The organism is Pseudomonas sp. P4_C1, from assembly GCF_056402155.1.
The window spans coordinates 1-17,675 of the sequence record NZ_JBFUHY010000013.1 but is presented as its reverse complement, the minus strand read 5'-3'; the positions used below and the strand labels follow the sequence as shown (position 1 = coordinate 17,675).

Below are 17,675 nucleotides of genomic sequence, written 5' to 3'. Positions count from 1 at the left end.
CCTTTGAGGGAGCCAGTGCCTTCGAGCGATCTGTTGGTTGCTCGAAGGCGCTCTTGCTACTTCAGGTTGCCGCTGAGGAATTGCTGCAGGCGCTCGCTTTTTGGATTGTCCAATACGTCCTCGGGCGCACCCTGCTCTTCGACCCGCCCCTGGTGCAGGAACAGCACCTGGTTCGACACTTTGCGCGCAAAGCTCATTTCGTGGGTCACCATGATCATGGTGCGGCCTTCTTCGGCCAGCCCCTGGATCACCTTGAGCACTTCGCCCACCAGTTCCGGGTCCAGGGCCGAAGTCGGCTCGTCGAACAGCATGATCTCCGGTTCCATGCTCAGGGCGCGGGCAATGGCGACCCGTTGCTGCTGACCACCCGAGAGGAACGCCGGGTATTGATCGGCCACCCGTGCCGGCAAACCGACCTTGTCCAGGTAGCGCCGGGCGCGATCCTCTGCGTCCTTCTTGCTGACGCCCAGCACCCGGCGTGGGGCCATGGTGATGTTGTCGAGCACGGTCATGTGGCTCCACAGGTTGAAGTGCTGGAACACCATGGCCAGGCGGGTGCGAATTCGCTGCAGTTCATTGGCGTCGGCCACGCGCATGCCGTGGCGGTCATGGACCATTTGAATCGGCTGGTTATCCAGGCTCATGGCGCCGTCATTGGGCGTTTCCAGGAAGTTGATGCAACGCAGAAAGGTGCTCTTGCCCGAACCACTGGCGCCAATCAGGCTGATCACATCGCCGGTCTTGGCGTTTAGCGAAACGCCCTTGAGGACTTCATGGTTGCCATAACTTTTGTGCAGGTTTTCAACGGTCAGTTTGTACATGAACAAGCATCCTGAATTAGTGAGCCGGGCCGAGGAAAGACAACCAGCGGCGTTCAGCCAGGCGGAACAGGCCGACCAGAGAGAAAGTGACTGCCAGGTAGATCAACGCGGCGATGCCGAACGACTGGAAGGTCAGGAAGGTCGCCGAGTTGGCGTCCCGCGCGACTTTCAGGATGTCCGGGATGGTCGCGGTGAAGGCCACGGTGGTCGAGTGCAGCATCAGGATCACTTCGTTGCTGTAGTACGGCAACGAGCGACGCAGGGCCGACGGCATGATCACGTAGGCATACAGCTTCCAGCCGGTCAGCCCGTAAGCCTTGGCCGCTTCGACTTCACCATGGGCCATGCTGCGGATTGCCCCGGCGAAAATCTCCGTGGTGTAGGCGCAGGTGTTCAGGGCGAAGGCCAGGATGGTGCARTTCATCGCATCGCGAAAGAACGCATCCAGCACGGGCTGAGCACGCACCGCGGCCAGGCTGTAAATGCCGGTGTAACAGATCAGCAGCTGAATATAGAGTGGAGTACCCCGAAACAGATAGGTGTAGAACTGCACCGGCCAGCGCACCCAGACATTGCTCGAGACCCGGGCAATCGACAGCGGGATCGACATCACGAAGCCGAAGAAGATCGAGGCACTGAGCAGCCAGAGGGTCATGGCCAGCCCGGTGATGTGATTGCCGTCCTGGAACAGGAAAGGTTTCCAGTATTCCTGCAGTAGTTCGATCATCGCACGGCCTCCCGGGTGCCTGCGGCGTAGAAGATTTCCATCCGGCGCAAGACGTAGTTCGAAACGGTGGTTATCACCAGATAGATCAAGGCGGCCAGAATCAGGAAGAAGAACAGCTGATAGGAGCTCTTGCCCGCGTCCTGGGCCACCTTGACCAGATCGGCCAGGCCAATGATCGACACCAGCGCGGTGGCCTTGAGGATCACCATCCAGTTATTACCGATGCCCGGCAGGGCAAAACGCATCATTTGCGGGAACACCACCAGGCGAAAGCGCTGAGCGCGGGTCAGGCCGTAGGCGGTAGCCGCTTCCATCTGCCCTCGCGGTACGGCAAGGATGGCGCCACGGAAGGTTTCGGTGAAATAAGCCCCGTAGATGAAACCCAGGGTAATGACCCCGGCGCTAAAGGGGTTGATTTCGATGTATTCCCATTCCATGAAATCGGTAAACGAGGTCAGCCAGGTTTGCAGGCTGTAGAAGATCAACAGCATCAGCACCAGGTCCGGCACCCCGCGGATCAGCGTGGTGTAGGCCTGCGCGGGGACGCGCAACAGTGCCGATTTCGAAAGCTTGGCGCTGGCGCCGATCAGGCCCAGGCCAACGCTCACCAGCAAGCACAGAAAGGATAATTTGACAGTCATCCAGGAGCCTTGCAGCAACAGCGGGCCGAAGCCTTTAAGGCTGAAGCCTGACAGCCCCAGAATCATCAAGAGGTTTTCTAGCATTGGGCAGCCCTACGTCAATCAAAAAAAGTGCCCATCCGGAAATGGGCGCAGGGTCATTATTTGCCGCTGTATAGATTCAGATCGCCAAAGTGCTTCCGCTGGACGGCCGCATAGGTGCCATTGTCGTGCAGTGCCTGGATACCTTTGTTCAGCAAGGCCTGGAGCTCGGCGTTGCCTTTGGTGAGACCCACGGCGGTTTTGGCTGGCAGCAGGGGGCTTTCGACCGGCTCGCTGACCTGGAAGTCGGCGCCTGGTGGCGACTTCAGGAAGCCCAGTTCGGCTTGCAGCATGTCCTGGATCCCTGCATCGAGACGTCCGGAGATCAGGTCGGCGTACACCTGGTCCTGGTTGGCGTAGGCCTGGGTCTCTACCCCGGCCTTGTCCAGCACGGCCTTGGCGTAGGCTTCCTGGATGGTGCCTTGCTCGTAGCCGACTTTCTTGCCCTTGAGGGAGGCCGGATCGGTGCCGATGGCCACGCCTTTCTTGAATACCAGCGCGGTCGGGCCAGAGAACAGCTCGTTTGAGAAATCGATGACTTTCTCACGCGCTGGCGTGGCGGTCATGGAAGAGATCACGCCGTCGAACTTGTTGGCCTTGAGGCCGGGAATCATGCCGTCGAAGTCGCTTTCGACCCACTTGCACTTGACCTTCAGCTGCGCGCAGATCGCGTTACCCAGATCGATATCGAAGCCCACCAGGCTGCCGTCGGCGGCCTTGGATTCGAACGGCGCATAAGAGGGGTCGACGCCAAAGCGCAATTCCTTGTACTCCTTGGCCAGCGCAGAACCGGCAGCCACACACAAAGCCAATGCAGAAAGGGTGAGAAATGCTTTTTTCATTATTTTATTCCCTGGGACCATCGAAAGCGCTTGTGACGCAAGAGCACGGGTACTGCTGGCAATATGTCTTATGCACACGCAGATACTTGTACAGACAAGCATATGCAATCACCCGGCCAATTCGCGGATTTTGCATCTGAGAAAGCGCGTACAGCGCTCTGGGATGGGCTTTGCAGGCAAGTTTGCGCAGGGAGGGAGGCAGCCTGCGAGGCTGTTACCAAAGCAGGTTTTTACACACGAATGGGGTATGCGGTAACAAAGTGTGAGATTCAGGACGCCGGCTTTCCTGGCTCAATCCTTGATGTCCCGGCAGCATCGACGGCCAGAACGACGGAGTGTCATCGCAGGCATTGAGTGGTCATGTGTACGACGAGTTCGACCCGGGGAACATGAAGCTGTATGGGAGGAAATGTAAATCAGGCTGAGCAAAGCGCCGCAGACATGCGGATCTGAAAAAGAACTGTTGAGCATCCCTTCGGGATGCTCAAGCAATAAAAAGGCGGACACCATCGCAATGCTGTTCAGTCAAGCGAATGTGATCTTCTGTAGGAGCGAGCTCGCTCCTACAATTTCCTTAACTGAACAGCATTGGGACACAATCGCCCTTGATTTTGGAGTTCGGTAGGCGTGTTTGCCATTCGCTTAGTGCGCCAGTCAAAGCTGGCGGAGGATAGTCGATGAAAGTTCGATACTGGTAAGAAATGGCGAATCAACCAGGCCCCGAGTCATCCATGTTGCACTGTGAGGTACAGTTTTCATGAAACATGCTTGTTGTTCTCTGTTGGTCAGACCCTGCGGCCTCAGCCCTTTCGGCAATAGGGTCCGCTGGATCTCTGCCTGAGCAATCGAACGACTGCTTGCCAACTGCAAGCAGTCGCAAGCGTTGCGTTACTTCGAAGCCACCACTGCCGGCGGCTGCCAGCTACCGGCGCCAGCGGGAAGAATCGAAGGCTGCGTGGCCTTCGGCCAATAGAGGCGCATCACCAGATAGGCCGTGTCGTCAGGCGCCGGCAACCAGTTGGACTCCTTGGTCTTGCCTGGCGAATCCTTCTGGATGTACAGGGTCAGTGAACCATCCGCGTTCTTCTTCATGGCCGACAGCATCGGCGAATTGATCAGGTAGCGGTTGATCGGGTTCTTGATCAGCAGTTGGCTCTTGCCGTCGTACATGGTCACCGACCAGAAGGCATTGACGGGTGGCAGTTTGCCGGCGGGGAAGGTGAGCGTGTAGTTGTGCTTGCCGGTATTCAACGTCTGGCCGGTGCCGTCGGTACGCGTAATGGGGTACATCGCCTCGGCGGCGTCATTACCGTAGAGACCCGCCTTCGCGGCGCCAGCCCGCATCAGCCAGTCGCCTTTGTAGAACGCCTGGTCGCCGAAGAACGCGCCGACGCTCCAGCCGTTGATATTCTTCATTCCGCTCGAGAGAAACTTGTCGACCTTATCGTCGCCGGCCTTCATCCCGAGCAGGACCACGGCCTTGTGCTCGAGCGAGAGGTCTTTGAATTCGAAGCTGCGACCGGGGCCTACGCCGATGCTGGCCAGCTTCGCCCGGATCGCCTTGTTCTCAGCCGATGCTGGCACATACTCCAACGCGGCCGACAGGTACTCGAAGAAGTTGGCCTTGATGCCCTCAGTGGTGGCCGGCACGAAAGCAATCTTCGGCGCAGCGGACGGCGCGGGTTGATGGAGGAACGCGGACAGCGGCTGGACCTTGTAACCCGCTTGCAGCTTCTCGACATTTGGCATGTCGTCCGGATTGAACAGCTGGGTGCGGATCAGCGTCAGTGCGAAAGGGGTCGTGGAGCTGAACACCTTGTCGATGCCTGGAGGTGTCGCACCCTTCCAGTCGGGGCCTGCGATCAGATAGCTCCCGGGTGCGCTGGCCGTTGCCCGGCTGCCGATGTAACCGTAGTTATAGGTGTTGCCGTCGATCAGCTGAACCGAGTAGTAGCGCTTTTTGGAGACGGCCGGCACGGTGATCACCAGCGGCTCTGCGCGCAGGTCGGCCCAGAGAAAGGAGTACGGCGTGTCGCTGTTGGGTGTAATGATGGCTGTGTCAGCGGGGGTCGCGACCTTATGATCGTTGTGCAGTTGGTTGAAGGGGGCCTTGAACTGGCTGGACTTGGAGTCCACCGCGAATTCGTTCATCACGGCGTAGTTCATGACCAGCGGCAAGCCGTAGATAAAGCCTTCCTCGGCGATCGCCTTGGTTTGCTCGAGACTCGGCGCAGCCACGCCCTTGGCCACATCCGCCTTGTCTGCCTGCGCGATCGGGTCGTTCTTGCCCGCACACCCCGCGAAAAGCGTTGAACCTACGACGACGACCGCCGCAGCCATTGTCCAGCCCCTGTTAGACTTCCTGTTCATTTCCACCTCGTTGGTTTTGTGCAAGCTGGCGTTGTGAGTGTCCATGTGAAACGGTTCTGGAAGTGTCTGCGTCAATGCCGATGTCGCCGAATTTCGACCAATCCTGCCAATTGACTGTGGCCAGAATAGACCATTGCGTATCCAGTTGCCGGTACAGGCTGAGGGTCGCCGTTTGCGGTACTTTCAGGTCGACTTTGGTGTTGAGGCTGTTGAGGCTGTTGAGGCGGCTCACCAACGGAGCACTGCTCTTCACATCCAGGTGATCCTTGAAGTCGAGGACAACCTTCAGGTTGCTGCAATCACTAACGTCATCGCCCATTGTTCTTTTCGAAAACCGACCTGTGCATGTCGGTAGCAAGCAAGTGATCGTTTTCGGTCATTCCCTCCCAAAAACGCTACCTTATTGCCCACTGCCAATGAGTAGAGTGGTTGACCACATCTCCTTCGCTTTTAACCTTACCCCTTGCGACCATCGAGATAGAGACATTGGAGTGTCGTTTTTTGAACGCATGGAAGGATCCATTGAAGTTGGGTGTGAGTTTTGCAGGTAAATACAAATAGCTCGCCGGACGAGCAATAAAAAGAGCCTGCGCCTGAGGCCGTTTACCCGCTTTGTGTGAGGAAATACCGCGATGACGACGTTCAACTCCGGGGCCCAACCCCAGAACCGTGCGCCTCAATCCATCGGCTTTCTGCTGCTGGACAATTTCACGCTGATTTCCCTGGCGTCCGCAGTGGAACCCCTGCGCATGGCGAATCAGTTATCCGGCCGCGAGCTGTATCGCTGGACCACGCTCACCGTCGATGGCGGTCAAGTCTGGGCCAGTGACGGTCTGCAGATCACGCCTGACGCCGCCATGCACAAAGCGCCGCCGCTCGACATTGTGATTGTCTGTGGCGGGATCGGCATTCAACGCACGGTGACCCGCGCACACGTGTCGTGGCTGCAGAGTCAGGCACGTCAGTCCAAACGCTTGGGCGCGGTGTGCACCGGTAGCTGGGCGCTGGCCGGTGCCGGCTTGCTGGATGGATTCGATTGCAGTGTGCACTGGGAATGCCTGGCGGCGATGCAGGAAGCCTTTCCTCGGGTGACCATGAGCACCCGGCTGTTCACCCTCGACCGGAACCGCTTCACCAGCTCCGGCGGCACCGCGCCACTGGATATGATGCTGCACCTGATCAGCCGCGATCACGGGCGTGAACTGTCGGCGGCCATTTCGGAAATGTTCGTCTACGAGCGCATTCGCAACGAGCAGGATCACCAACGCGTGCCACTCAAGCACATGCTCGGCACCAACCAGCCGAAGTTGCAGGAAATCGTGGCGCTGATGGATGCCAACCTTGAAGAGCCGATCGACCTCGACGAACTGGCGGTGTATGTCGCGGTGTCCCGTCGTCAGCTGGAGCGGCTATTCCAGAAGTACCTGCACTGCTCGCCATCGCGTTACTACCTCAAGCTGCGCCTGATCCGCGCGCGGCAATTGCTCAAGCAAACGCCGATGTCGATCATCGAAGTGGCGTCGGTCTGTGGTTTCGTGTCCACGCCGCACTTCTCCAAGTGCTACCGCGAGTACTACGGTATTCCGCCACGCGACGAGCGTGTAAGTTCCAACACCACACAACAAGTGGCGATGACGCCGCTGCCACAGGCCCTGGTGCTGTCGCCGTTGTCCGGACCGTTGTCGGCGCTGAGCCAGGCGCGCAATGAGTCGACGTTTGCCAGTGTAAGGCTCTAGACCGAGGCGTTATTAAAAGATCGCAGCCAACGCTTAACTGACTGGCATTAGGGGAGTATCTGGTCGATTCCAGATACTCCCCTTGGTTCTTAATGTTTTGAATTGCTCTCGATGAACTTCTCGTAAAACATCTGGAATTTTTCGATTCGCTGCTCGATGAACCAGGTCTTGACCGCTTCCACCATTGGCGGAGGGCCGCACAGGTAAATATCGAATGGATCAGCCTCAAACGCATTTCGGTCAAAGTGATCAGGAATCCATCCGGTTTTTCCTTTCCACTGCTCTGATGGCCTCGACACGATGAGGTGGTAGTCGAAATCCACGATACGTTCGCGATAGTCCGCCAATCGTTGGGTTTCGCACAGGTCATTGTCCTGAGTGACCCCATAGAACAGTTGGATCGGGTGCCCACAGCCACCTTTTTCTGCAATGTTATCCAGCATCCCGAGGAAAGCCGACAGGCCGGTTCCTCCTGCGACCAGCACCAGAGGCTTGGTCACCTGGCGTAGATAAAAGCTACCCAAAGGGGCTTCGAACTCGATGGTTTGACCGGGTTGGCAATGCTCACGAATGAAGTTGCTCATCACGCCATCCGGCAGGAGGCGGATGAGAAATTGAAGCTGGTTAGTGGGATTGGGCCGGTTGGCGAATGAGTAGGAGCGCCACTCACTGGTTCCAGGTACATGCAGTCGAGCGTATTGCCCCGGAAGAAAGTCCAATTGCTGCGGGTGGGAGCAAGCGTCCAGATGAAGGATCGCGGTCGTGGCTGAAACCTGCTCCACACGGGTAATCACCGCTTGCAACAATTGGGTTGCCCCGGCGTTGCACAAGCTCGAATCGAAATCGAAATAGAACGACGCATCCGATTGCACTCTAGTCTGACAAGAGAGCATCTTGCGTTGCGCCAGATCGTGTTCGGACAAAGCCTCGTCATCGACATAATCTTGCGTGTATTGACCTGATTCGCAGCGCCCCTGACAGGTGCCGCAGACACCTTCGCGACAGTCCAGCGGGATGTTCACGCCATTGCGCAGCGCAGCGTCGAGCAACAACTCGTTTGGCTTGACCTCGAAGAACGAGGTCTTGCCGTCGGCGAAGCTGAAAGCGACTTTATGGTTCATGACAGCGTGCTCCGCAGGTCACAGGTGATAGAAATCAAGCACTGAGTTGATGGTGTCGTTGAGCAACACGATGTGCTTGCGAGTGATCTTCCAGCTGTCTGCGACCGCTTTAAGGTGGTAGGTCACATGGCCGTAGAACTGCTCGGACAACCCTTGACGCGTGAAGAGCGTGACCCAGGCTGCCTTGACTTCAAGCAAGCCGTTATCGAGCTCCTTGATCCGCACATTGCTGATCTGGTGCAGGGTGCGCGGCATCGGGTTTGACGCCGCCGATTTACCCGTGCGCAGGCGAAACACCCGGTCTTCAAGGCCAGAGCGGTTCGAGTAGTAAATCAGCGACATGCCGCGCTTGGGGTCGGTGGTGTACACATGCTCCGACTCCCATTGCGGCAGGTGGAATTCACTCTGCTCATCGAAAAGGGCGATGTAGGCGTCCCAATCCTGCTGATCACACAGTTCGGCTTTGCGGTAGAGGAACTGCTCGATGGAATGTTGTAGTGCGCTCATTTCACACCTCCTTCAACTTCAGGGCTTTTTGTTCCAGACCTTGCAGAAGGAAGCGCTGCCAGGAACCGTGCTGATTGATGTAGAGGCCTTCATGGGTGAACTCGGTGCCAGTCAGCACCGGGTTGATGCCCAGGACCTCGCTGTTGGAAGTGGGGCCTTCGACCCATTTTTCACTGCCGCGGGACACTTCGTTCCAGCGTTCAAGGCGTGCCTGGAAGCCGCGCTGGGCTTCACGAAACTCCACCAGGTCGTCGGGGGTTCCCATGCCTGAAACGTTGAAGAAGTCTTCGAACTGACGAATGCGGTTTTCCCGGTCCGCGTCGGACTCACCCTTGACGCCGATGCACTGGCTGGTGATTTCTGTCTTGTTCCAGGCCACCGGACGCACGATACGCAGCTGCGAGCTGATCTGATCCATGAAGAACAGGCTTGGGTAGATGTTGAGGTTGCGCAGACGGTGCATCATCCACTCAGCCTGCTGCTGGCCGTATTCCTCCACCAGGCGCGGCATGACGCTGGCATAACCGGCGCGCACAGTCGGGTTGGGCATATCGCTGAACAAGAGGCTGTGGCCATTCTTGAACGAGAACCAGCCATCGTCGGTTTCCGCATCACCGGCACCCAGTTTGCTGTAGTCCAGTGTGCTGGAGCCGCCGCCGTTGGCGGCATTGACTTGCTGGCGATGTTGCACCGTGGAGACGTAGTTGTAGTGCACGGTGCTGACGTGATAACCGTCCAGACCGTTTTCGTGCTGCAGTTTCCAATTGCCGTCGTAGCTGTAGGTCGACTTGCCGGGCAGTATTTCCAGCTCGCCGGTAGGAGACTGGGCGACCATCATGTCGAAGAACACCTTTGCATCGCCGAGGTAGTCTTGCAGCGAGTCGCTGCCGTTGACGTCCAGGCTGATGAAGACGAAGCCTTTGTAGCTCTCGATCCGTGCTTTCTTCAGGCCGCGGGTAGCCTTGTCGAAGCCTTCCGGGTATTCCCCCGGGGCCTTGACCTTGACCAGGCGGCCGTCACTTTTGTAACACCAGGCGTGGAACGGGCAGGTGAAGGTGGACTGGTTGCCTTTGCTGACGCGAGTCAGGGTCGCGCCCCGATGCTGACAAGCGTTGATCAGCGCGTGAAGCTGATTGTTGCCATCGCGGGTGATGATCATGGGCTGACGACCCGCACGCATCGTCAGGAAATCATTGGGGTTGGCGATTTCACTCTCGTGGCAGGCGTAGATCCAGTTCTTCTCGAAGATCAGTTCCATCTCCAGGTCGAACAGTTCCGGCTCTGTAAACATGTCACGGGCAATGCGGTAAATGCCTTCAGCCGGACGGAAATCCAGGCAGCCCTGAATGTATTCTTGCCACTGCGCAATGCTTCTCGAATTGTTCATCAGGTACACCCTTTTGTAGTTTTTAGGCTCACCCCGATTGAAAGCCTTTTTGTGTGGTGCATCTATCCGGATTCGAGGCGATATCTATCCGCTTCTGAGGGGGTACGGCTCACTCTTTATGGGACATGCATGGCGGTTTTCTTTTGTGCGTTTTCATGATGATTTTTGCATTATGCGGATAGTGATTCCGAGGCGTTGAAAGTACGGTTGTAGCCTGATCTGTCACTCTTGTGGTGCTGCGATGAATCTGCAAACTCATGCCGGGAACAATGCTGAGTTTCAAGACATCCATGCGGTGCTTTAAAGCGTTTTCGGTTGGAAGCGGTAAGGCAGGCGCTGCTGGAAGGTGGATGCAATGGCAATATTACTGCGGTGGCGATGCAGTGGGGATTCACCCACTTGGGCCGATTCTCATCCGACTACAAGAAGTTATTTTTGGAAGTGCCGTCAAAAACAGTTGAACGGAGTCGAAAACACTAGTCATAAAGTCGGCTCATGAGTGGTGCTTTGTGCATTGCGGCCTCGGGGGGAGATCCGCAGCCATCGTTCGAGTGGCCTCAGGCGGAGGTTCTTTTATCGCTCGTTCAAATGGATTGGCTCGTGATCGCGGCCCCGAGCCTTGGTATCCGGTCGTGATCCGCGTCCTACCAAAGGACAATGTCGTAGGTAAGGTAGATCCGGTTGCTATCACGCCCCCGGGAAAAATCCGAGCGGTAGACATAGTTGCGAAGGCGCACGCCCAGGCCGTTGAAAGAACCTCCTTGAACGACGTAAGCCAGCTCGGTATCACGCTCCCATTCCTTGACGGTGGTATCGGATTTACCGTCATTGCCACTCAGGTAGCGCGTGGAAAAGGTCAAACCAGGCACGCCTGCGGCCGCGAAGTTGTAGCCGTAATTAAGCATCCAGGTCTTCTCGTCTTCCTCAATGAATTTGCCAATGCCAGCGTTACTGAATGAATAGACGGTAGCACCACTGATGAAGGGTAAGCCTGCATCGCCGCTAAGAGTCTGATAGCCACCCCCCATCGTATGGCCCGCGATGGCATATGACAGTTGGCCACTGAGCATGTCGTTGTCGATTTTGCCGTCGAAGGCAGATCCAGTATCAGCGCTATGGAAGTAGCGCAAGTCACTGGTGAGCACTCCACCGGCCAAGGGCAAGTCGTGTTGGATGCCTGCGAAGTTCTGGCGATAAAAGTTATCGAGCTCGCCATAGAAATAGCTCAGACGGAGGTCCTTGCCCAATTTATATTCGGCACCGGCGTAGCTGAAATCTCCTGATTTATCCCCACTGAAACCGTCAGGTACGATCGGCATGCTGTCGGTAGAGTCCCGGAGTTTGAAACGGTCCAGGTATCCTCCGGTGACGGTAAGGTTTTCTATGTCGCTGCTGCTTATTTGGGTGCCTTGATAGGTCTGTGGCAACAATCTCGCATCGTTGTAAATCAGCACAGGGGTCTTGGGCAGCAAGGTGCCGTATTTGACGGTGGTCTTTGCAAGCCGTGCTTTTGCTGTAACACCGGCACTGGCAAACTCGTCGGCCGCCCGACCGTCATCATGAACCGGCAATAGTCCGGTACCGCTACGGCCACGGCCTGAGTCGAGCTTGACCCCAAACAGACCAAGGGCATCAATGCCAAACCCCATCGTCCCTTGTGTAAATCCTGACTGATAGTCCAGCAAGAATCCTTGAGCCCACTCAGTTCGCTCACTTTTTGCGGTTCTCGCTGCTCGTGCGCTCATGCCGTGCTCGTCACGAAAGTTTTCATTGAAATACACATTTCGTAGTTGCAGTTTAAGTTTGCTGTCATCGATAAAGCCTTCGGCGCTGGCACCGGCCATTGGCAACAAACCTAAAACGCAAAACAAAGCCTGACGGGAATGCAAAAAACTCATGGCAAATTACTCATTGTTGTTATTTAGAGTGCAGGACAGCGCGCGCCTCGCTAGTGAGGCTCGTTGGAAGACGGCATAAGATTTGGGTGAATCAGGTGAACAGGCTGATTGCCCCGGTTAACAAGGCCAGTGCAGTAACCACCAGGGAGGTGAGCACCGCCCATTTGACGGTGGCTTTCTGGAAGTCGCCAATATCGCGGTCGACCATTCCCACCAGCAACAGAGTAGAAGCGACCAGTGGGCTCATCAGGTGTACAGGCTGTCCGAGAATAGACGCCCGGGCGATCTCCACGGGATCAATGCCATAAGCTGCGGCCGCATTGGCCAGGATCGGCAATACGCCAAAATAGTAGGCGTCGTTAGACAGCACGAAAGTCAGCGGCATGCTGGTGATCGCAACGACCAGTGGGAACAGGTGCCCCCAGGACGGCGGAATCCAGTCGACGAGGGTTTGGGCCAAGGCGTCGACCATTTTTGTACCAGAAAAAATCCCGGCAAAAATCCCGGCTGCGAACACCAGTAACACGACGGTCATGGCGTTGCCCGAATGGGCAAGGATGCGTTCTTTCTGAATGTCCAATTGTGGATAGTTGATCATCAGCGCCAGAACGAAGCCGATCAGGAACAGAATCGCGGAGTGCATCAGCCCCATCACGAGAGCCGCCATCACTGCAGCTACGAGTAGCAGGTTGATGTACGCAAGCTTGGGACGCTTGTGCGGTGTGTCCTCAAGAATCGCCTCGATGTAGCAATCGCCGCCACCACTTTGCAGCTGAACATTGCCGATACGCTTACGCTCGGCACGGCCCAGCAAAAACGCGGTAAAGACTACCCACATCGCACCACCAATCATGGTCGGTAGCAAGGGCACGAAGTATTTACCCGCATCGAGGCCCAATGCCGCGATCGCGCGAGTCGCGGGGCCGCCCCATGGCGTCATGCCACTCATAATGCTAAGAGACAACATAGCGATGGTCGCTAATATCATCGGGTTCATGCCAATACGCTTGTACAGCGGCAGCACTGCCGCGCAAGTAATCATGTAAGTGGTTGTGCCGTCACCGTCCAAAGCTACAAGCAAGGAGAGGAGGGCAGTGCCAACAGCGATCTTCATTGGGTCACCATTGACTCGCTTCAAAATTTTGCGAATCAGTGGGTCGAACAAACCGGCGTCGATCATCAAACCAAAGAACAGGATTGCGAATAAAAGGAGTGCGGCTGAAGGGGCGACCATTTTCAGGCCGTCGAGCATCATCTTGCCGGTGGTACCGCCAAAGCCACCGATGATGGCGAATACGATGGGTACAACAGTCAGTGCGACAATGGGCGACAGACGCTTAGTCATTATGAGGACGGTGAATACGACCACCATGGCTAAGCCAAGGAAAGCGAGCATAGAACGATTCTCTTGTTGTTATCGTTAGAGTGGCTGACGCCGAGGCATACGCACCCCAACCCGCTAAGCGACACGATCAACGGTGCCTGGCGGGTGGGTTTTGAGTAAAGTCAGGAGTAGGGACTATCCGATCTTGGCGTTCTTGGCGACTTTCAGGTCTTCCCAGGATTCTTTCTTGGCCAGCTCCTCAGCCGGAACAGGTTTTCCGTCCAGGGTCTGGATCAGCGTTTCCCGGTTGCAAGCATTTTCCGAGATAGAGATCACGACAGTTGCCACAGCATTGCTGGCCAGGCTGGTCAGTGCACGTGCCTCAGACATGAATCGATCGATGCCAATCAGCAAGGCCAAGCCGGCCAACGGAATGTCGTGCATCACGGTCAGCGTAGATGCCAGTGCGACAAAACCGCTGCCGGTAACCCCAGCGGCTCCTTTTGAGGACAAGAGCATGATCGCCAACATGGTGATGGTCTGGGTGAGGGTGAGGTCGATGTTGCAGGCTTGGGCAATAAAAATGGCGGCCAGCGACAGATAGATGGCAGTGCCATCCAGGTTGAACGAATAACCAGTCGGCAGCACCAGACCCACCACGCCTTTTTTGCAACCCAAGGCTTCGAGTTTCTCCAGCATGCGTGGCATCACAGGTTCGGTGGAAGAAGTCCCCAGCACCACCAGAAACTCCTCACGGAAGTATCGCAACAGCTTCCAGAGACTGAAGCCATTAGCGCGACAAATGCTTCCCAGCACCACGAAAACAAAGAAACCGCAGGCGATGTACAAAGTCATGATCAATTTCGCCAGCGAACCAAGCGAAGTGATGCCGTACTGCCCTACCGTGAACGCCAACGCGCCGAAAGCGCCGATGGGTGCAAAACGCATCAGGTAAGAGAAAATCTTGAAGACCATGTGCGACGCTGCTTCAAGAACGTCAAGCACCGGCTTGCCACGCTCGCCAAGCGAGGACAGGGCAAAGCCAGACAACACCGCAATGAACAGCACCGGCAGTACTTCACCTTTGCTGAATGCACCGATAAAGGTATCGGGGATGATGTGCATGAAAAACTCGACCACCCCCAGCTGCGCAGCCGACTCGGTGTATTGAGCCAGTCCGCTAGTGCTCAACTGACTCGGATCAATGTTCATGCCGGCGCCAGGCTTGAACACATAGACCGCGACCAGGCCGATGATCAGGCTGATCACCGTCAACCCAAGAAACAGCAACATGGTCTTGCTGAGCAAGCGACCGAGTGAACGCTTGTCACTCATCCCGGCAATACCGGTGACGATGGTGCAGAACACGACAGGTGCAATCATCATCTTGATCAGCTTGATGAAGGCATCACCGAGCGGTTTGAGAGCGATAGCTTGCTGAGCCCAGAAATGCCCGACGATTACGCCCAGCAGGACAGCGCAGAGAATCTGGAAATAGAGCGATTTAACAACTTTCATGGCATCACCCATTTTTAGAATTGTGCTGATGCAAAAATGCCAACGACTACCGGGTCTATCCGGCAAGTCGCGCAGAGGCGGTGGCGTAAACGTAACCGGCGAATAGCCTGCGTGCCGTGCGTACGACTGAGGCGCGAATGGTCTCACCCTTGGCACCGGTGTAGGACAACACGACGTCAATTGCGCCGCTTGGATGCTCGATTCGAACATTTTCCAGACGAGGGGTACTGATTCCACCCAGCATCTGCGCGACTACGCTGCCTTCAGTGACGCAAGCGGTGGCCAGGCCGATGGAGCCAGTAATGGCAAGGGCACGGTGGCAGTTGTGTGGCATGAAGTAGCGAACCTGGATCGTGCCACCGGCTTTAGCCGGTGATACCAATACGGGTTTGGGAATTACCTTGTCGCTGACATCACCTAGACCCATTGCGAGGCCTGCTTGAAGTCGCAACGACTCGAGGCGCCGCAAAAATTCCTTGTCGGCGTCCAGTTCGGCCGGGCTTTCATCTCCACGTTTGCCCAACTGGCCAGCTTCGACAAGAAGCATTGGCATTGCCATGTCGATGCAGGTCACAGGAACGTTATCGATCACATCCTGTGTGTTTCCTGTAGGGAAGAGTTTGCCAGTCTTGCTGCCGGCTGCATCGAGGAAGGTCAGTTGCACCGGAGCAGCGGTACCCGGCACGCCGTCGATTGCAGTCTCTCCCTCGTAACTGACTTTGCCATCCGGGGTCTGCACCTCGGAATTCACAAATGTCCCTGTGTTCAAATTGCGAATGCGCACACGAGTACGCTCGCGGGACGCCTTGACCAAGCCCTGTTCAATAGCAAACGGGCCAACGGCACAAAGCATGTTGCCGCAGTTGGGTGCGGTATCTACCCGACGTTGTGAAACCATCACTTGTACGAACAGATAGTCGACATCCGCGTCTGGGTGCAACGAAGGGCTGACGATAGCTACTTTGCTGGTTTGCGGGCTGCCGCCGCCGATGCCATCGATTTCCAGCTCATGACCTGAGCCCATCAGGTTGAGCAGCAGCTCGTCACGGGCTTCGATGGATGCAGGTAAATCCCAAGCGAGAAATACCGGGCCTTTGGAGGTACCGCCGCGCATTAGCACACAGGGAATTCTTTGCATGACACAGACTCTTGTTGATCAATCGGGGTAATTGATGTTCTGAAGGCAAGAGTGTCAGGCTTTAAAAAATGTTTCCAATGCAAATATCGTCGCTATTATTGCGTTTGACGAATGATTAAATTGAGATAGATTGCTATCCATCCTCGTTGCTGGCGTGACAAAAAATGGACTATGAGCTTAATGACATACGATCTTTCGTGAAGATTGCCGAACTGGGCAGTTTTCACGAAGCGGCTGATGCCCTGCATCTGTCTCAGCCAGCCTTGAGCCGGCGAATCAAAAAGCTGGAAGAAGGGTTGGGAACCGCATTGCTCGATCGCACAACGCGCAAGGTCAGCCTGACCAGCGTAGGTAGAGATTTTCTGCCTAAGGCACGGCGATTACTGGACGATTTCGATGAGTCGATTCTCAATATCCGCGAGCTCGCGGAACGTCAAATTGGCAGGGTGACCCTGGCGTGTATTCCGACTGCCGCATTCTACTTTCTGCCTTCGGTGATCCGCCTGTACAACGAGCGCTATCCTAAAATTCGAATCCGACTGCTGGACCTTAGTGCGAATGAAGGCCTTGAGGCGGTCCTGCGGGGCGAAGCCGATTTCGGCATCAATATGATGAGCGGCCAGCACCCGGATATCGAGTTCGTGCCATTAGTGAATGAACCTTTTGTGTTGGCCTGCAGGCGTGATCATGAGTTGGCTGAACGTAGCTCGGTGACTTGGTCTGAGCTCAGCGATTATCGTCTTATCGGCGTTGGTCGCCTGAGCGGAAACCGTATGCTGCTGGATCACGCTTTATCAGGCTTGAGCTGGCGCCCACAGTGGTTCTACGAGGTACAGCACTTGTCTACTTCTCTGGGCCTGGTAGAGGCTGGGCTCGGCGTATCGGCGATGCCAAGTCTGGCAATGCCTGCCGGGGATCACCCAACGCTGGTAAGCGTCCCTTTGATAGAGCCTGTGGTGAATCGATCGTTGGGGTTGGTTTACCGTCGGGGGGCATCACTATCCCCCGCAGCGGAGAAATTCGTTTCAATACTGCTCGAACAATGGCCGCAATAAGGGAGCGGCGATTTTTATAGTAAGCGTCGTCGAGCAGACTTCACTGGTGAGTGGGTGGGCTTCACCCTCCCATTAACCCCGTCCTGTCAATGGCCGGGGTTTTTTGGGAGGGGCTGGGCAGGTTTTACTCGACGGCCTTGACCATGTCTTCGATGACTTTCTTCGCGTCGCCGAACACCATCATGGTCTTGTCCAGGTAGAACAGCTCGTTGTCCAGACCGGCATAGCCGCTGGCCATCGAGCGCTTGTTGACGATGATGGTCTTGGCCTTGAATGCCTCGAGGATCGGCATGCCGGCAATCGGCGATTTCGGATCGTTCTTCGCCGCCGGGTTGACCACGTCGTTGGCGCCCAGCACCAGCACCACGTCGGCCTGGCCGAACTCGGAGTTGATGTCGTCCATCTCGAACACCTGGTCGTAAGGCACTTCGGCCTCGGCCAGCAACACGTTCATGTGCCCCGGCATGCGACCGGCCACCGGGTGGATCGCGTACTTCACGGTCACGCCG

General features: G+C 56.3%; 16 protein-coding genes and 1 pseudogene. 3 read left to right on the top strand and 14 right to left on the bottom strand.

The annotated features are described in order from the left end of the window. Window positions 1-56 precede the first annotated feature (56 nt). From AC1DU9_RS11200 to AC1DU9_RS11175, 6 genes are all read right to left on the bottom strand, one after another. Complete coding sequence (locus AC1DU9_RS11200) at window positions 57-821, bottom strand: ABC transporter ATP-binding protein (protein WP_477810158.1); 765 nt, start codon at window positions 819-821, stop codon at window positions 57-59. Between the two features lie 16 nt (window positions 822-837). Beyond that, complete coding sequence (locus AC1DU9_RS11195; protein ID WP_218429054.1) at window positions 838-1,548, bottom strand: ABC transporter permease; 711 nt, start codon at window positions 1,546-1,548, stop codon at window positions 838-840. Next, window positions 1,545-2,273: an ABC transporter permease gene (locus tag AC1DU9_RS11190; protein WP_108217648.1), complete on the bottom strand. Its 729-nt coding sequence runs from the start codon at window positions 2,271-2,273 to the stop codon at window positions 1,545-1,547. The genes AC1DU9_RS11195 and AC1DU9_RS11190 overlap by 4 nt, the downstream gene beginning before the upstream one ends. A gap of 56 nt (window positions 2,274-2,329) precedes the next feature. Further along, window positions 2,330-3,112 (bottom strand): transporter substrate-binding domain-containing protein, encoded by a 783-nt coding sequence (locus AC1DU9_RS11185; RefSeq protein WP_223457319.1) that lies wholly within the window; start codon window positions 3,110-3,112, stop codon window positions 2,330-2,332. Between the two features lie 888 nt (window positions 3,113-4,000). Next, window positions 4,001-5,452: a DUF1254 domain-containing protein gene (locus AC1DU9_RS11180; RefSeq protein WP_223457354.1), complete on the bottom strand. Its 1,452-nt coding sequence runs from the start codon at window positions 5,450-5,452 to the stop codon at window positions 4,001-4,003. 13 nt (window positions 5,453-5,465) lie between these two features. Next, entirely contained in the window at window positions 5,466-5,801 is a 336-nt protein-coding gene (locus tag AC1DU9_RS11175) for an outer membrane protein transport protein (protein ID WP_477810157.1), read from the bottom strand. 313 nt (window positions 5,802-6,114) lie between these two features. Here AC1DU9_RS11175 and gbdR point away from each other — a divergent pair, with 313 nt between their 5' ends. After that, window positions 6,115-7,218: a choline metabolism transcriptional regulator GbdR gene (gene gbdR, locus AC1DU9_RS11170; protein ID WP_223457324.1), complete on the top strand. Its 1,104-nt coding sequence runs from the start codon at window positions 6,115-6,117 to the stop codon at window positions 7,216-7,218. A gap of 89 nt (window positions 7,219-7,307) precedes the next feature. On the opposite strand, the gene antC is transcribed toward gbdR, so the two are convergent. The 3 genes from antC to antA are packed head-to-tail and all read right to left on the bottom strand — an operon-like array spanning window position 7,308 to window position 10,233. Then, on the bottom strand, window positions 7,308-8,339 hold the full coding sequence (antC, locus tag AC1DU9_RS11165) for an anthranilate 1,2-dioxygenase electron transfer component AntC (RefSeq protein ID WP_477810156.1): 1,032 nt from the start codon (window positions 8,337-8,339) through the stop codon (window positions 7,308-7,310). An 18-nt stretch (window positions 8,340-8,357) separates the two neighbouring features. After that, window positions 8,358-8,846 carry an anthranilate 1,2-dioxygenase small subunit gene (gene antB, locus AC1DU9_RS11160; RefSeq protein WP_477810155.1) on the bottom strand — a complete coding sequence of 163 codons (489 nt, stop codon included), beginning with the start codon at window positions 8,844-8,846 and terminating at the stop codon, window positions 8,358-8,360. A 1-nt stretch (window position 8,847) separates the two neighbouring features. Continuing rightward, a complete protein-coding gene (gene antA, locus AC1DU9_RS11155; protein ID WP_477810154.1) occupies window positions 8,848-10,233 on the bottom strand; it encodes an anthranilate 1,2-dioxygenase large subunit in 1,386 nt (461 codons plus the stop codon). 309 nt (window positions 10,234-10,542) lie between these two features. Here antA and AC1DU9_RS11150 point away from each other — a divergent pair. Continuing rightward, a pseudogene (locus AC1DU9_RS11150) lies at window positions 10,543-10,713 on the top strand (helix-turn-helix domain-containing protein); the annotation flags it as partial. A 164-nt stretch (window positions 10,714-10,877) separates the two neighbouring features. Here AC1DU9_RS11150 and AC1DU9_RS11145 read toward each other — a convergent pair. The 4 genes from AC1DU9_RS11145 to AC1DU9_RS11130 all read right to left on the bottom strand — a co-directional run bounded on the left by AC1DU9_RS11145 (window position 10,878) and on the right by AC1DU9_RS11130 (window position 16,111). After that, window positions 10,878-12,131 carry an OprD family porin gene (locus AC1DU9_RS11145; RefSeq protein ID WP_223457330.1) on the bottom strand — a complete coding sequence of 418 codons (1,254 nt, stop codon included), beginning with the start codon at window positions 12,129-12,131 and terminating at the stop codon, window positions 10,878-10,880. A gap of 91 nt (window positions 12,132-12,222) precedes the next feature. Continuing rightward, a complete protein-coding gene (locus tag AC1DU9_RS11140) occupies window positions 12,223-13,527 on the bottom strand; it encodes a CitMHS family transporter (protein ID WP_477810153.1) in 1,305 nt (434 codons plus the stop codon). A gap of 123 nt (window positions 13,528-13,650) precedes the next feature. Next, window positions 13,651-14,985, bottom strand: a complete 1,335-nt coding sequence (locus AC1DU9_RS11135; protein WP_223457332.1) for a dicarboxylate/amino acid:cation symporter — start codon at window positions 14,983-14,985, stop codon at window positions 13,651-13,653. A 43-nt stretch (window positions 14,986-15,028) separates the two neighbouring features. Further along, window positions 15,029-16,111, bottom strand: a complete 1,083-nt coding sequence (locus AC1DU9_RS11130) for a 4-oxalomesaconate tautomerase (protein WP_223457333.1) — start codon at window positions 16,109-16,111, stop codon at window positions 15,029-15,031. Window positions 16,112-16,275: 164 nt separating this feature from the next. Between AC1DU9_RS11130 and AC1DU9_RS11125 the strand changes: the two genes are divergently transcribed. Next, the gene (locus tag AC1DU9_RS11125; RefSeq protein ID WP_223457334.1) at window positions 16,276-17,166 is read left to right on the top strand and encodes a LysR family transcriptional regulator; all 891 of its coding nucleotides are present in this window, start codon (window positions 16,276-16,278) and stop codon (window positions 17,164-17,166) included. Between the two features lie 124 nt (window positions 17,167-17,290). Here AC1DU9_RS11125 and AC1DU9_RS11120 read toward each other — a convergent pair. After that, window positions 17,291-17,675: NAD(P)(+) transhydrogenase (Re/Si-specific) subunit beta (locus AC1DU9_RS11120; protein ID WP_477810152.1), on the bottom strand; the 385-nt coding region annotated here is incomplete at its 5' end.

Coding starts and splice junctions, on each gene's coding strand:
- AC1DU9_RS11125 (WP_223457334.1), top strand. CDS start 16,276: ATGGACTATGAGCTTAATGACATACGATCTTTCGTGAAGATTGCCGAA.
- antB (WP_477810155.1), bottom strand. CDS start 8,846: ATGAGCGCACTACAACATTCCATCGAGCAGTTCCTCTACCGCAAAGCC.
- AC1DU9_RS11180 (WP_223457354.1), bottom strand. CDS start 5,452: ATGGCTGCGGCGGTCGTCGTCGTAGGTTCAACGCTTTTCGCGGGGTGT.
- gbdR (WP_223457324.1), top strand. CDS start 6,115: ATGACGACGTTCAACTCCGGGGCCCAACCCCAGAACCGTGCGCCTCAA.
- AC1DU9_RS11200 (WP_477810158.1), bottom strand. CDS start 821: ATGTACAAACTGACCGTTGAAAACCTGCACAAAAGTTATGGCAACCAT.
- AC1DU9_RS11135 (WP_223457332.1), bottom strand. CDS start 14,985: ATGGGTGATGCCATGAAAGTTGTTAAATCGCTCTATTTCCAGATTCTC.
- AC1DU9_RS11175 (WP_477810157.1), bottom strand. CDS start 5,801: ATGGGCGATGACGTTAGTGATTGCAGCAACCTGAAGGTTGTCCTCGAC.
- antC (WP_477810156.1), bottom strand. CDS start 8,339: ATGAACCATAAAGTCGCTTTCAGCTTCGCCGACGGCAAGACCTCGTTC.
- AC1DU9_RS11190 (WP_108217648.1), bottom strand. CDS start 2,273: ATGCTAGAAAACCTCTTGATGATTCTGGGGCTGTCAGGCTTCAGCCTT.
- AC1DU9_RS11145 (WP_223457330.1), bottom strand. CDS start 12,131: ATGAGTTTTTTGCATTCCCGTCAGGCTTTGTTTTGCGTTTTAGGTTTG.
- AC1DU9_RS11130 (WP_223457333.1), bottom strand. CDS start 16,111: ATGCAAAGAATTCCCTGTGTGCTAATGCGCGGCGGTACCTCCAAAGGC.
- AC1DU9_RS11140 (WP_477810153.1), bottom strand. CDS start 13,527: ATGCTCGCTTTCCTTGGCTTAGCCATGGTGGTCGTATTCACCGTCCTC.
- AC1DU9_RS11185 (WP_223457319.1), bottom strand. CDS start 3,112: ATGAAAAAAGCATTTCTCACCCTTTCTGCATTGGCTTTGTGTGTGGCT.
- antA (WP_477810154.1), bottom strand. CDS start 10,233: ATGAACAATTCGAGAAGCATTGCGCAGTGGCAAGAATACATTCAGGGC.